Genomic DNA, 14,034 nt, shown 5'->3' with positions numbered 1-14,034 from the left:
GCGTTGCGTCTTTTGTGTGTCGTGCGCACGGCTACACCTCAATGGCAGGCCGGGCGGGGGCATCGTAAGATGCGCCGGTTTCCTGTAACACCGGTAAGGCTAACCCTGCCCGGTTCTGCCACCAGTGAGATTAGCCTCTCCTGTGGCAGAAAAATGAAACGTTACAGGAGGATGCCTTTATGGCTACGACCACTACCCAGACTCACCCGTTATTTGCCATTCCCCTCAGTTCCATCACTGATTTTACCGAGCTGGCGAGCTACTGTGAAAGCATTGCGGATGCTCTGCCAGAAGCCCACGACACCACGTTAAAAATGGCACTGTGTGGGCGTCTTAATACTTGCCTTACGGTGTTACAGCCCACGCTGCTGGATCCGGTACCGGAACATCTTGTGGAAAGCCTGACAGTAGATACGCTCCCGGCGGACTCCCCACAATTAGCACCAGACTGTACTGCGCTCTGCAGCTACGGTATGGCGCTGGCACAAACGCTGATGCAGCAAGGGCTTCCCCCGGAAACGGAGCAGCAACTGACGGGGTTGCTGTCGGAGTTAATTAATTACTTTGCCGCAGAAATGAAAGCGCCGCGCTGGCTGCGTACTGAGCAGGGAGTAGTGAATATTGAACCGGCTGTTTACTGGCAGAGTTGTGTGCTGCCGTAACAGCAAAAAATAACAACCCGCCTCTTGGGCGGGTTTATTCATTTCAGTAGTTAGTTACGTTAAAAAGGTTCTGTAATCAGCATGGGTACGGCAGGTTGCGAGTGCTCAGGTTCAAAAGACTGCAATGGGTTAATGCGATACCATGGCAATAATTATAGTGTGATATATTTTGTTGAGTTATGCAGCACTAAGCCCATTTTGAGGAGTTGGCGTGACAGATTATGATGCTTTCCCTGAGCAAAGGCAGGCCCGGATTCAGGAAATACTGGCAAAAACAGGCCGGGTAATTGGAACAGACCTGGCCCGCGACATGGGGGTATCAGAGCATACTATTCGCAGAGACTTGCAGCAGATGGCCAGAAAGGGCCTGTGCAAAAAGGTTTATGGCGGAGCGATAAGTGAATTTAAGCAATCGGCTATCTTTGATGTTCGGGCGGCTGATAACGTTGAAGAAAAATCGTGTCTGGCCCGTAAATGCGCGCAACTCATTAGAGAAAATACCTGCATCTTCCTCGATGCCGGCTCCACATATTTGGCTATGGTGGAATACATTCCAGAAGATATGGAAATCACTATCGTAACGAATTCCCCTCAAATAGCTGCAGCATTAAGCAGCCGCGCCAAAGGTGAATTGATATTACTCGGGGGGAAGGTTAATCACCTGACTGGCAGTACACTGGGTTCTGATACGGTAAATCAGGTTCGGGAAATGCTCTTTGACCAAACGTTTATTGGGGTTTGTGGCCTGGATTCTCAAGTCGGACTGAGCGCGGTCTACTACGAAGATGCTTGTTTCAAAAAGGAAATACTGAGCCAAAGTAATGAAGTTATCGCTGCGGTAACACAAGATAAAATGTCAAAAGTCGCCCGCTACAAGGTTGCACAGTGCGATGATATCGACATCATCATTGTGAGCCAGGATACGAATGTCAGTGGTTTTGAAAACCTGAATATGCACATTGAGCGAGCGTCTTAACGGGTAAAATCACAGGGAAACGGAGCAACCGCCATTTCCCTGAATTGTGTTCAGGATTGCAGTCTCAGGATCCGTATGATCGTTTCCTGAACGGCATTTTCGTCATTTGTCCCGGTAACAAATTGTGCAGCGGCTTTGGTCTCTTCGAACGCGTTTTGCATTGCAAAGCTATATTCAGCTTCAGCTAAAAGCTCCCGGTCGTTGTAACCATCGCCAAATGCCATAGTTTCAGCACGAGTGGCATTAAGGATCTCTTGCAGCCTTTTCACTGTAGTGCCTTTATGTACGCCGTAATCAGCAATATCAATCCAGGACGCCTCTGAAACAACAATGTAGACATCTTTCTCAAAGGGAGTTAAAAAAGGGCGAGTTTGCGCACATGTTCCTGCTTCATCGTAAACAGTGATTTTAACAAAATCGCTGGTCACTGAGCTTAAGTTATCCGTCTGGATCATTGTGGTATAAGACTTACGTACTTTTTCTTTCAGGTGTTGTGGGGTATCAGACCGGATCACCGCCCCCTCATTGGTGCAGGCAATAATGACATGGTGGGGGTTCGCCGCTTCAAGCGTTTTGATAATACTCAGCCCTGTCTCATTACGGATGAGGGACTGATAAAGATATTCACCGTTAAACTTAATACGTGTTGCGCTATCCCCGACAATCCATAAATCTTTACTGTACTCGCCAAACAGTTCTTCCACTCTTTCACACTGTTTGCCAGTACAGACAGCAAAGTGTACTTTTTTCTCTGCCATCAGAGTCCGGACACTGGCAAATCGTTCTCTGTCATAATCCCCCTTGCTGTTCAGGAATGTTCCATCCAAATCTGTGATGATCAGTTTAATCATTTCTCCACCTGAATCGTAAAGTTTGCACCCACTCCTGATCGCTCCACACATGGTTTACCCTCTCGATTTCTCATTCGGAAGCGTCCATCACTGGCAACCAGGTATCTGCTGTACGCTAACAGCTTATGCTCGTTTATGCAATATTGTGATTGTTTGTGTTAGTTTTGTGCGGAGGATTTGTGGTTACCTTCTCTGACATCGGGCATGGGTTGCCAGCATTTCTCATAGCAGTAAATGAATATACCCTGCATAAGTGATGACTTATGCAGGGTATATAAGATTATTTATTTAATAGCCATGAAAGCGAGTTTATACCTGGGGAGTTGCTCGCAGAATGTTTTTTATCGCATACGACAATATTGCTGCGCAGAGGATTAATGTAGTGATAAAAACAAAGCCATAGGTAATTGAGCTATGATGTGAAATATAGCCAATTATGGCAGGCCCAGCCAGAACACCAATATACCCGAGCGTTGTTACGGCAGGGACTGCAACCATTTGTGGCATGGTGGATTGTTTACCGATTTGGGAGAACATAACCGGCACAATATTCGAACACCCAGCACCAATTAAGGAATAACCAATTAAAATGAGGGTAAATTCAATGCTGTGGATCACTAAGATAAACCCCAGGATTGCAATAGCAGTACCTGAAAGTACCACTTTGAATGCCCCCAGCTTTTCAATGACATAATCACCACTTAATCTTCCCGCTGTCATTGCTGCCGCGAATGCCGCAAACCCCAGACCACCCAGCGACTCAGAAATATTTATTTTTTCAACCAGATAAACTGCACTCCAGTCCAGTACGGTGCCTTCGGCCATAAAAATAATAAAGCAAATCAGGCCCAGGACCAGAACGATTCCTTTCGGGACAGCAAAAGCAGGCCCTTCCGCGGGGTTGGCATAGGGTAGTAGCTTGTGAACACTTATCATCAGCAAGAGAAAAACGGCCACGCACATGATAATTGTCGAGGTGATGGCAGTTAAACCTAAATGTAACAAGCCTGTCATTGCGCCAGCTCCTGCAATACCACCAACACTGTACATGCCATGAAACCCTGACATTAATGATTTATCTGCTGATTTCTCAACCAGAATGGCCTGGACATTCATTGCGCAGTCAGTGATTCCAATGCTGACGCCAAAAATCAGTAACCCTGCTCCCAGTAGTAAAGGGGAGGAAAGAAAAGACAAAAAGGGGACAGAGATAATAATAACCAGCACTGCAGCAGTAATTACTTTTCTGCAACCATATCTGGATGTCAGCGCACCTGTAACAGGCATCGCGATCATCGCACCTAACCCGAGGCATAATAATAATGTCCCCAGTGAAGCATCGTTAATATTAGTGTTACTTTTTGCATAGGGCACAAGAACAGCCCAGGTTGCAGTAACCAAACCAGCAATAAAGAATATAATTCGTGTAGATATTTTTTCGTTCATCTTCTCTATTCCAGACGGTGTTATCATGAATTAAGAATATTCAATACCTGCTCATGGAGTTGCTCATTTGCACTCACTACAATCGCACCACCATTTTCAGCCCGTCTGCCATCAATAGTTGTAATGACACCTCCGGCGTTTTCTATAATTGGTATAAATGCAACAATGTCGTATGGCTGCAGAGAGTATTCTACGCAGATATCAATATGGCCGGCAGCCAGCATTGCCATTGCGTAGCACTCACCACCATAACGGGTCATGAGTACCTGATTCTGTAATAAGTCGAATTTATTATTATGATAAAGTTTGACCGATTCGGGTGAGGTGGTATGCAGAATGGCCTGGTGAAGCTCTGCGTCATGTCTTGTTTTCATTATTGAAGTGCCGAACCGCCCTGAAAACCATGAGAATTTGCCATCAGACCAGAAACGGTCTCCGGTATAGGGCTGGCTCATCATTCCCATTACTGCTTCACCATTTTCCAGCAACCCAACCAGACATCCCCATACTGGCAGGCCACACAGGAATGGGCGGGTACCATCAATCGGGTCTATGACCCACTTATACATACTGCTCCCTGTGTCGCCGAATTCCTCACCCATAATGGCATGCTCAGGAAAACGTTCGGAAATCATTCTCCTGATGATTATTTCAGTTTCCCGGTCAATGTTTGTCACCGGATCGAACCTGAAACCTTCTTTAGGTTTGGTACTGATATTAATACAGTGAGACTTAAGATAACTGCTTAAGATTCGCTGTTCAGCTATGTTCGCCAGTTCATGGAGAAAGTCTGATTCAGGTTTCTTTAGTGGCATTTCTCGCTCCTGTTGGGTAATTCTAAAGCTAGATTGTGTTAGTTTTGGCTGTATATGGCAATGTTTTAGTGCTCGTTTTGTATTTTTTGTGCTCGATGTGGGCGGTTTTTCACTGGCAGTTTGTTTATGTTGTATTCGGATACGACAGGAATGGGCAGGCTTACCAGATTGTTCAGTAGTAATCTTGGCCAGCAGGCAGGCTGAAAGAGAGGTGGCGTTTGTGGTCAGCGCTGGCAATTGCTGGGTGAGCCGTTTACGGCGAATAATCGAACGGAGTTCGATGAAGAGTCCGGTTTCAGAAAAGCAAAAACCCGCCTTTTGGGCGGGTTCTTTAAATAGTGGTGCCCGGACCCGGACTAACGCCTTAAGGCGTTGAACAGCGCGCCTGCCGCGCTGGCCCCGAAGGGGTGAGCCGTTTACGGCGAATAATCGAACGGAGTTCGATGGAGAGTCCGGTTTCAGAAAAGCAAAAACCCAGCCATAGGCTGGGTTCTCTGAATAAGTGGTGCCCGGACTCGGAATCGAACCAAGGACACGGGGATTTTCAATCCCCTGCTCTACCGACTGAGCTATCCGGGCAACGGGGCGCATTAAACCGTAAAGGCTGCAAGGCGTCAACGCCTTTATCACAAAAACACGGCAAATCTCATCTGATTGCCTGCTTTTTGTGCATGGTTTGACAAAAAGTGTTCGGTCAGGTGAGAGCACCAGCCTTGCGGCACTGTGCAAAGCGCAGAATATCTTGCGCCAGCCGGGCTGCTGTGTCCACATCTTCCTGGTGGCGTTTAACTAACAGCTTGCTCAGGCAGCCTTCCAGAACCAGCTCCATCTGGTCTGCCACCATTGCCGGGTCGTCCACATCCAGCCGGTTGAGCAGCGTATGGGTATATTCCCAGGCGGCTCGTTTTTGTTCTGTTGCCAGTTGGTGGATAGGGTCTTCTGCATCTGGCCAGAAACTACAGGCCGCAATAAACAGGCAGCCGGGGTAACGTTGTTGAGCTACACACTCGGTCAGCGTTTTATAGCGGGCCAGCAGTTTTTGCTCATCAGACAGCGTGTCATCCAGCAGCAACTGGCGGCGGTGCGTTTCAATTTGCTGGCTGTGGTAACGCAGCGCATCATAGATAATGGCTTCTTTGTTTGGCCAAAAAAGTTGCAGTGACTCCACGGTCATGCCTGTTTCCTCGGCTACATGAGCCAGCGTGATAGTCGCCAACCCTTTACGCTCCATTGCCAGCAGCGCCGATTCCAGTACAGCTTCACGTTGCACGCAATAACCCTCCATCACTGTTCATTATTGTCAATTGTTGTTGAACTGGGCAGTTTCTGCAAATGGCGGAGAAACGCCTGGGCGTCCATAAAACCGGTGACCCGTAACTTATCCAGTGGCTGACCTTGCCCGTCAAAAAATAGGATGGTCGGTAGCCCAAGCACCTGGTGTGCAGCAAGCAATGCTTTGTTTTTAGGTGAGTTCTCTGTGACGTCGACCTGGAGAAGATGAACCTGTTTCAGTGCTTGTTGCACGCCAGGATCACTGAACGTGTATTTATCGAACTCTTTGCAGGCCACGCACCAGTCGGCGTACAGATCAACCATGACTGGCTGCCTTGGGTGCTGCTTAAGGTAGTGCTGCAGTTCGTTATTATCTTTTATTGGCTGAAATACCAGATGGCTTGCGGATGCAGACTGCGGTGCACCAAATACCCAATCCTGCAATGGCCTGGCGCAAATTAATGCGGCACTTAATAACAGAATTTGCACTGCCCGTACCGCCGGGTGCTTAACTGCCAGCAGGGTAATAAAGCTCCAGGAGAAAAATGCCACACCCAAGAGCCCCCACAGGCGAGGTTCCCAGATTCCGGGCAAAATACGGGACACCAAAAAGACCGGTAAGGCCAGGATAACAAAGCCGAATGCGACTTTTACCTGTTCCATCCAGGGGCCGCTTTTCGGTAACAGGCGACGCCCAAAGAGTGCGACAGCCACCAGAGGTAACCCCATCCCGGTGGCATAGCACCACAGAGTGAGACCGCCGAGGGGCAAGTTTCCGCTCTGGGCGATGTACAGCAAAATGGCACTCAGTGGTGCGGTGGTGCAGGGGGAGCAAATCAGCCCGGCGATAGCTCCCATAGCCAGTACGCCGGGGGCTGAACCGCCTTGTTGGCGGTTACTTAACAGCGCCAGGCGGGTTTGCAATGAACCAGGCAGTTGCAGGCTGAATACCCCGAACATGGATAATGCAAGCAGGATAAACACGGCGGAAATAATGCTTAACACCCACGGGCTTTGCAGCGCGGCCTGGAAAGGCAAACCCACGGCTGCCACAACCAGCCCCAACAGTGTGTAGGTAATAGCCATACCCTGTACATATAACAGTGCCAGCCACAGTGTGCGGCGCTGTGATAATTGCCCGTTACCCAAAATAATGCCGGAAACCAGGGGGTACATGGGCAGTACACAAGGCGTGAAGGCAATTCCCACGCCAATCAACAATGCCCAGAGTGGGGAGAAAGGGCTGTTCGATGGCGGGGCGCTCAGTGTCTGCCCCTCGCCTGGTGGTATGGCTGTTTTTTCGCCAGTTTCAGAACCTTGGGTTATGGAAGATGACGCGGCCGGCACTACCTCACTGAGCGGAATATCCTGGCTTTCAGGTGGGTAGCAAACGCCACGGTCAGAACACCCTTGCCAGGTCACGGTAATATGCGCGGTCTGGCTGGCCTGCTTCAATACCACAGGCAGTGTGAGTTGCTGGCGGTAGACTTCGCTGTCACCAAAAAATTCATCGTGGTGGGATTCACCCTGCGGGAAAGTTACTTCGCCCAGAGTAGCCGCTGTGGGCGTCAGTTTTATCTGTTTCTTATACAGATAAAATCCTGGTTTTATCTGCCAGCGCAACATCAAATGCTGTTGCTGTTGCTGAAAATCGAACTGGAATGCCTTACTGGCAGGCACGAAATTATTAGTGTTCTGGTTATCAAACAGCCCGGCAAACACCGGGGTGCTGAACAGGCAGAGGATCAGGACAAGGATTCGTTGAGCCATGAAAGGTATGCTTTATCGCCATCAGTTACCGGCAAAACGAGTAACTCGGGGGTTTGGTAAGGGTGGTGTTTTTTTAGGCAGGCCAGTAAAGCTGGCTGGTGCTGGGTATTGGTTTTCAGGATCAGTTGCACTTCATATTCCTGCTCCAGTTTACCTTCCCAGTAATACATGGACGATGCGCCTGGCAAAATGGTGACGCATGCCGCAAGCTTTTCAGCTAAAACTTTCGCAGCCAGCTCCTGGGCTGTGGCTTCATCGGGTGCGGTACACAGCACGACTACAGCATCTGTTGTTGCCATGGATGAACCTCTGGTTAACCAAAACCACGACTATAACACGATGCAGAGATAAGCGAGTGACCGGGCCTGGTACAGGCCCGGAATTTGAGTTGTTTTACAGGATGAGCCCACCAAAAATAAAGCCGAGGATAACGCACAGAACAATGGCGACCACGCCAGGGACCAGGAAAGGGTGGTTAAAGACATATTTCCCGATACGAGTGGAGCCTGTGTCGTCCATTTCTACAGCGGCCAGCAAAGTTGGGTAGGTGGGCAGTACAAACAGGGCCGATACCGCGGCAAAAGAGGCGACGGCTGCCAGTGGGCTGACGCCCAGCATCAATGCAGCAGGCATCAGTGCTTTTGTGGTTGCGGCTTGCGAATAGAGCAGGGTTGCGGCAAAGAACAGAACAACAGCCAGTAACCAGGGGTAGTTGTGCAGTAACCCTCCTGCCAGGTGCTGAATGTCTTCAATGTGGCCTTTAACAAAGGTATCGCCCAGCCAGGCAACACCCAGCACGCAAATACAGGCACTCATGCCGGATTTAAACGTGCTGGCATTGAGGATTTCGCTACTGTTGGCTTTACAAGTCAGGCAAATCAGAGTGGCGACAGTCAGCATGAACACGACGATAGCTTCATTACGTGGCAGCACTGGGTTGTCAATTAACCCTACGGTTGGGCTGATAGCGGTAGCATAAAGGACAACCGCAACGATCCCGGCAAGAAACAGCATGACGGCACGTTTGGCATGAGGTTTCAGGACAATCTTGCTGGCTCCCCGCAGTTCGATTTCCCCTTTCGCCAGTTTTTCCTGGTATACCGGGTCATCTTTCAACTCCCCGCCCAGGAAGTTACACAATACTGCTGTCAGCATTACGGCGACAAAGGTGACGGGGATACACACGGCCAGCAGTTGCAGGTAGCTGATTCCCAGTGGTTCCAGGATGCCCGCGAAGAAAACCACTGCCGCCGAAATGGGAGAGGCGGTAATGGCGATTTGTGATGCGACAACCGCAATAGAAAGGGGGCGAGAAGGACGAATACCTTGTTCTTTCGCCACTTCAGTAATCACCGGCATGGTTGAAAACGCGGTGTGTCCGGTACCGGCCAGAATAGTCATCAACCAGGTTACCATGGGGGCAATGAAGGTGATGTATTTTGGGTGACGGCGCAATAATTTCTCGGCCAGGCTGACGAGGTAATCCATACCCCCGGCTACCTGCATGGCGGCGATGGCAGCAATAACCGCCATAATAATTTCAATTACATCAAAAGGTATGGCACCAGGAGGAACCTGGAAAAACAAGGTTAACACCAGTACACCCAGACCACCGGCAAAGCCGATACCGATTCCTCCTAGCCTCGCACCCAGATAAATTGCCGCCAGGACAATAACAAGTTGTGCTCCAAACATATGATCTTCCTTGGTTAGTTAGGTTTACGATAAGAAAATGTTATGACATTGTTCACTCCAAAATAAAAAGGCACGCCAGAGACGTGCCTTTTTGTTGGGTTATAGCTGGTATCTATTGTTCGCTTTCATCGGTGTACCTTTTGGCTTTATACGCCGGGTGCATCAGATTGTTGACGGAGAAAATGTCATCCAGTTCTGCTTCTGTCAGCAAACCACGTTCCAGAACCACTTCCCGGACGCTTTTGCCGGTTTCGGCGCAGATTTTGCCGACAATATCGCCGTTATGGTGGCCGATAAACGGGTTAAGGTAGGTAACAATCCCAATAGAGTTATAGACGTAGCTCTCACACACCTCTTTGTTGGCAGTGATGCCATTGACGCATTTTTCCAGCAGGTTGTAGCAGGCGTTGGTCAGGATGTGAATGGATTCAAACATGGCCTGGCCAATTACGGGTTCCATTACATTGAGCTGCAATTGCCCGGCTTCTGAAGCCATGGTGACGCAGGTATCGTTACCAATCACTTTAAAGCACACTTGGTTAACGACTTCCGGCACCACCGGGTTGACCTTGGCGGGCATAATTGACGACCCGGCCTGGAGTTCTGGCAGATTGATTTCGTTCAGCCCGGCGCGTGGCCCGGAAGAGAGCAGGCGCAGGTCGTTACAGATTTTGGACAGTTTTACCGCTAGGCGTTTCAGTGAGCTGTGTACCATAACGTAAGCCCCGCAGTCTGACGTAGCCTCAATCAGGTCTTCGGCTGGTACACAAGGCAGGTTACTCACTTCCGCCAGCTTTTGTACCGCCAGTTGCTGGTAGCCGTCTGGCGTGTTCAAACGTGTGCCAATTGCGGTGGCACCGAGGTTGACTTCCAACAGTAATTCGCCGGTACGTAACAAGTTTTTTGTTTCTTCATTGAGCAGCACATTGAAAGCGTGGAATTCCTGGCCCAGAGTCATTGGCACAGCATCCTGCAATTGGGTGCGGCCCATTTTCAGGACAGTTTCGAATTCGACAGCTTTATTCTGGAAGCCTTCTCCCAGTTGGTGGATGGCATCGACTAATTTGATAAGTGATGCATAAACCGCAATCCGAAAACCTGTGGGGTAGGCATCATTGGTAGACTGGCAACGGTTAAGGTGATCATTTGGATTCAGGTACTGGTATTCCCCTTTCTGGTGGCCCATCAGTTCAAGCCCAATGTTGGCAAGCACTTCATTGGTATTCATGTTAACGGATGTGCCCGCGCCACCCTGAAACACATCGACCGGGAACTGGTCCATGCATTTGCCGTTATTCAGCACTTCATCACAAGCTGCAATAATGGTGTTGGCAATGCTACGGGGAATGGTCTGCAGCTCTTTGTTTGCCAGTGCAGCGGCTTTTTTTACCATGACCATACCGCGAACAAATTCGGGTATATCGCTGATTTTACTGTTGCTGATGTAGAAGTTCTCAATCGCTCTGAGCGTGTGTATACCGTAGTAGGCCTCTGCCGGCACTTCCCTGGTACCCAACAAATCTTCTTCAATACGAATGTTGTTTAGCATGTGAATCAACCTTTTTTCGTGTTCAGGCAAACATGGATAAAAAATACACACAAACGATATGTGGTTATTCCATCACGTAACCGACGATTATGTCCATTTTGGCTACGTGGTTAACATGATATGCTGATCATAGCCGATTGCCGTAATCTCGATCACTTATTATCTGTGAATTTTCATAACAGTTACTAATATGTGAAATGGCTCACCGCTTATATCCTTTTCATAAAAATAATGGGCTGATGATTGATTTTTGCGCTCAGGCCCCCACTTCTGATTACAGGGTTAACGTGTCCCACTTCATTCTATGCAGGTAGCGTTGCTGCCTGATTTATTACAGGAGCCATTGTGCGCTGGATACCGTTTCTTGCTTTCTTTCTCTATGTGTATGTAGAGATCTCTATTTTTATTCAGGTTGCCCATGTTCTGGGTGTATTGCTGACACTCCTTCTGGTGATTTTCACTTCAGTCGTTGGGATGTCGTTGGTGCGTAACCAGGGCTTTAAAAACCTGATGCTAATGCAGCAGCGTATGTCGGTGGGTGAAAGCCCGGCCGCTGAAATGATCAAAAGTGTTTCTCTGATTATCTCTGGCCTGCTGTTGATCCTGCCTGGGTTCTTTACCGATTTCCTCGGTTTATTACTCCTGTTACCCCCAGTTCAGAAACACCTGACCATGAAGTTAATGCCGCATTTACGGTTTAGCTGGATGGGCGGGAATTTTTATGGCGAAGGTCAGGGTGGGCAGACATTTGATGGCGAGTTTCAGCGTAAAGATAATTCGTCTGACCGCCTTTCAGACCACGAGCGTGATGATCGATAAAAAAATCTGAAAATTTTTTGTTTCTCCCCTTGAAGGGGAGAAACTGCATCCCCATCTCTCTGGTCACCAGCCGGGAAATATGAACCGGCATAACCCCTATAACTGATACGGACTTTCTCAAAGGAGAGCTATCAATGAAAATTCGTCCATTGCATGATCGTGTGATCGTCAAGCGTAAAGAAGTTGAATCTAAATCAGCTGGCGGCATCGTTCTGACTGGCTCTGCCGCGGGTAAATCAACTCGTGGTGAAGTTTTGGCTGTGGGCAATGGCCGCATCCTGGAAAACGGTGAAATGAAACCTCTGGATGTGAAAGTGGGTGACATCGTAATTTTCAACGATGGTTACGGCGTTAAAGCTGAGAAGATCGACAATGACGAAGTGTTGATCATGTCTGAATCCGACATCCTGGCAATTGTTGAAGCGTAATTACCACGCGCGATAACACTGAACGAACGAATTTAAGGGAAAGAAAATGGCAGCTAAAGACGTAAAATTCGGTAATGACGCCCGTGTAAAAATGTTGCGTGGCGTTAATGTCCTGGCAGACGCGGTAAAAGTTACCCTGGGCCCGAAAGGCCGTAACGTAGTTCTGGACAAATCCTTCGGTGCACCGACCATCACTAAAGACGGTGTATCTGTAGCGCGTGAAATCGAACTGGAAGACAAGTTCGAAAACATGGGCGCGCAAATGGTGAAAGAAGTTGCCTCTAAAGCGAACGACGCTGCAGGTGACGGTACCACTACTGCAACTGTTCTGGCGCAGTCTATCGTTAACGAAGGCCTGAAAGCTGTTGCTGCTGGCATGAACCCGATGGACCTGAAACGCGGTATCGACAAAGCAGTTGCTGCTGCTGTTGAAGAACTGAAAGCCCTGTCTGTGCCTTGCTCTGATTCCAAAGCAATCGCTCAGGTAGGTACCATCTCTGCAAACTCCGACGAAACCGTGGGTAAACTGATTGCAGAAGCGATGGAAAAAGTAGGTAAAGAAGGCGTTATCACCGTTGAAGAAGGCACTGGCCTGCAAGACGAACTGGATGTTGTTGAAGGTATGCAGTTCGACCGCGGTTACTTGTCTCCTTACTTCATCAACAAACCAGAAACGGGTGCTGTTGAACTGGAAAACCCGTTCATCCTGCTGGCTGACAAAAAAATCTCCAACATCCGTGAACTGCTGCCAGTTCTGGAAGCGGTAGCAAAAGCAGGCAAACCGCTGCTGATCATTGCTGAAGACGTTGAAGGTGAAGCACTGGCAACTCTGGTTGTTAACACCATGCGTGGTATCGTTAAAGTTGCTGCGGTTAAAGCACCGGGCTTCGGCGACCGCCGTAAAGCAATGCTGCAGGATATCGCTGTACTGACTGGTGGTGCGGTGATTTCTGAAGAAATCGGCATGGAACTGGAAAAAGCGACCCTGGAAGATATGGGCCAGGCCAAACGTGTGGTTATCAACAAAGATACCACCACCATCATTGATGGCGTGGGCGATGAAGCTGCTATCCAGGGCCGTGTTGGTCAGATTCGTCAGCAAATCGAAGAAGCGACTTCTGATTATGACCGTGAAAAACTGCAGGAACGTGTTGCCAAACTGGCTGGCGGCGTAGCCGTTATTAAAGTTGGCGCAGCTACTGAAGTTGAAATGAAAGAGAAGAAAGCACGCGTAGAAGATGCACTGCACGCAACTCGTGCGGCTGTGGAAGAAGGCGTGGTTGCTGGTGGTGGCGTTGCACTGGTGCGCGTTGCTGCGAAAATCGCTGGCCTGACTGCTGCAAACGAAGACCAAAACGTTGGTATCAAAGTTGCGCTGCGTGCCATGGAATCTCCACTGCGTCAGATCGTGTCTAACGCCGGTGAAGAACCGTCAGTTGTTGCCAACAATGTGAAAGCAGGCGAAGGTAACTACGGTTACAACGCTGCAACTGAAGAATACGGCAACATGATCGATATGGGTATTCTGGATCCGACCAAAGTAACCCGTTCTGCACTGCAGTATGCTTCTTCCGTTGCTGGCCTGATGATCACCACTGAATGTATGGTGACTGACCTGCCGAAAGAAGAAAAAGCTGATTTAGGTGCTGCTGGTGGTATGGGCGGCATGGGTGGCATGGGCGGCATGATGTAATTGCCCTGCACCTTAAGTTAGCAGAAAAAGCCCCTGGTGAATTTCACCGGGGGTTTTC

13 protein-coding genes and 1 tRNA gene are annotated in these 14,034 nt (G+C 49.0%); 5 read left to right on the top strand and 9 right to left on the bottom strand.

Annotation, left to right across the window (positions count from 1 at the left end; genetic code table 11):
* The first annotated feature begins 179 nt into the window (after positions 1-179).
* Together LC084_RS19890 and LC084_RS19885 are read left to right on the top strand one after the other, a co-directional pair.
* On the top strand, positions 180-662 hold the full coding sequence (locus tag LC084_RS19890) for a hypothetical protein (protein ID WP_226573250.1): 483 nt from the start codon (positions 180-182) through the stop codon (positions 660-662).
* A gap of 211 nt (positions 663-873) precedes the next feature.
* A complete protein-coding gene (locus LC084_RS19885; protein WP_226573248.1) occupies positions 874-1,638 on the top strand; it encodes a DeoR/GlpR family DNA-binding transcription regulator in 765 nt (254 codons plus the stop codon).
* A gap of 50 nt (positions 1,639-1,688) precedes the next feature.
* Here LC084_RS19885 and LC084_RS19880 read toward each other — a convergent pair whose 3' ends face one another.
* The 9 genes from LC084_RS19880 to aspA form a co-directional block, all read right to left on the bottom strand.
* A complete protein-coding gene (locus tag LC084_RS19880; RefSeq protein WP_226573244.1) occupies positions 1,689-2,489 on the bottom strand; it encodes a Cof-type HAD-IIB family hydrolase in 801 nt (266 codons plus the stop codon).
* A 309-nt stretch (positions 2,490-2,798) separates the two neighbouring features.
* A complete protein-coding gene (locus tag LC084_RS19875; protein WP_226573241.1) occupies positions 2,799-3,935 on the bottom strand; it encodes an MFS transporter in 1,137 nt (378 codons plus the stop codon).
* 23 nt (positions 3,936-3,958) lie between these two features.
* Positions 3,959-4,750 (bottom strand): histidinol-phosphatase, encoded by a 792-nt coding sequence (hisN, locus tag LC084_RS19870; RefSeq protein WP_226573238.1) that lies wholly within the window; start codon positions 4,748-4,750, stop codon positions 3,959-3,961.
* 503 nt (positions 4,751-5,253) lie between these two features.
* Positions 5,254-5,329 (bottom strand) — tRNA-Phe (locus LC084_RS19865).
* Between the two features lie 115 nt (positions 5,330-5,444).
* On the bottom strand, positions 5,445-6,020 hold the full coding sequence (locus LC084_RS19860; RefSeq protein WP_449826309.1) for a transcriptional regulator: 576 nt from the start codon (positions 6,018-6,020) through the stop codon (positions 5,445-5,447).
* A gap of 14 nt (positions 6,021-6,034) precedes the next feature.
* A complete protein-coding gene (locus LC084_RS19855) occupies positions 6,035-7,792 on the bottom strand; it encodes a protein-disulfide reductase DsbD (RefSeq protein WP_226573232.1) in 1,758 nt (585 codons plus the stop codon).
* Positions 7,768-8,091 carry a divalent cation tolerance protein CutA gene (gene cutA / locus LC084_RS19850; RefSeq protein WP_226573230.1) on the bottom strand — a complete coding sequence of 108 codons (324 nt, stop codon included), beginning with the start codon at positions 8,089-8,091 and terminating at the stop codon, positions 7,768-7,770. The genes LC084_RS19855 and cutA overlap by 25 nt, the downstream gene beginning before the upstream one ends.
* A 94-nt stretch (positions 8,092-8,185) precedes the next feature.
* Positions 8,186-9,487 (bottom strand): anaerobic C4-dicarboxylate transporter, encoded by a 1,302-nt coding sequence (locus tag LC084_RS19845; protein WP_226573227.1) that lies wholly within the window; start codon positions 9,485-9,487, stop codon positions 8,186-8,188.
* Positions 9,488-9,599: 112 nt separating this feature from the next.
* On the bottom strand, positions 9,600-11,036 hold the full coding sequence (gene aspA, locus LC084_RS19840) for an aspartate ammonia-lyase (RefSeq protein WP_226573224.1): 1,437 nt from the start codon (positions 11,034-11,036) through the stop codon (positions 9,600-9,602).
* A gap of 345 nt (positions 11,037-11,381) precedes the next feature.
* Between aspA and LC084_RS19835 the strand changes: the two genes are divergently transcribed.
* The 3 genes from LC084_RS19835 (at position 11,382) to groL (ending at position 13,976) form a co-directional block, all read left to right on the top strand.
* Positions 11,382-11,855: an FxsA family protein gene (locus LC084_RS19835; protein WP_226573221.1), complete on the top strand. Its 474-nt coding sequence runs from the start codon at positions 11,382-11,384 to the stop codon at positions 11,853-11,855.
* A 134-nt stretch (positions 11,856-11,989) separates the two neighbouring features.
* Entirely contained in the window at positions 11,990-12,283 is a 294-nt protein-coding gene (locus LC084_RS19830; protein WP_226573220.1) for a co-chaperone GroES, read from the top strand.
* A 46-nt stretch (positions 12,284-12,329) separates the two neighbouring features.
* Positions 12,330-13,976 carry a chaperonin GroEL gene (gene groL, locus LC084_RS19825; protein WP_226573217.1) on the top strand — a complete coding sequence of 549 codons (1,647 nt, stop codon included), beginning with the start codon at positions 12,330-12,332 and terminating at the stop codon, positions 13,974-13,976.
* The last annotated feature ends 58 nt before the right edge of the window (positions 13,977-14,034 follow it).

Origin of the sequence: Mangrovibacter yixingensis (assembly GCF_020523985.1) — a bacterium.
In the GTDB taxonomy this organism is placed as follows: domain Bacteria; phylum Pseudomonadota; class Gammaproteobacteria; order Enterobacterales; family Enterobacteriaceae; genus Mangrovibacter; species Mangrovibacter yixingensis.
Note: the sequence above shows the minus strand (reverse complement) of the source record. Positions and strands in the feature narration are given on the sequence as shown.

Bases quoted from the DNA above. Each gene is read 5' to 3' on its own strand.
- aspA (WP_226573224.1), bottom strand. From the start codon at position 11,036: ATGCTAAACAACATTCGTATTGAAGAAGATTTGTTGGGTACCAGGGAA.
- LC084_RS19875 (WP_226573241.1), bottom strand. From the start codon at position 3,935: ATGAACGAAAAAATATCTACACGAATTATATTCTTTATTGCTGGTTTG.
- groL (WP_226573217.1), top strand. From the start codon at position 12,330: ATGGCAGCTAAAGACGTAAAATTCGGTAATGACGCCCGTGTAAAAATG.
- cutA (WP_226573230.1), bottom strand. From the start codon at position 8,091: ATGGCAACAACAGATGCTGTAGTCGTGCTGTGTACCGCACCCGATGAA.
- LC084_RS19855 (WP_226573232.1), bottom strand. From the start codon at position 7,792: ATGGCTCAACGAATCCTTGTCCTGATCCTCTGCCTGTTCAGCACCCCG.
- LC084_RS19890 (WP_226573250.1), top strand. From the start codon at position 180: ATGGCTACGACCACTACCCAGACTCACCCGTTATTTGCCATTCCCCTC.
- LC084_RS19830 (WP_226573220.1), top strand. From the start codon at position 11,990: ATGAAAATTCGTCCATTGCATGATCGTGTGATCGTCAAGCGTAAAGAA.
- LC084_RS19880 (WP_226573244.1), bottom strand. From the start codon at position 2,489: ATGATTAAACTGATCATCACAGATTTGGATGGAACATTCCTGAACAGC.
- hisN (WP_226573238.1), bottom strand. From the start codon at position 4,750: ATGCCACTAAAGAAACCTGAATCAGACTTTCTCCATGAACTGGCGAAC.
- LC084_RS19845 (WP_226573227.1), bottom strand. From the start codon at position 9,487: ATGTTTGGAGCACAACTTGTTATTGTCCTGGCGGCAATTTATCTGGGT.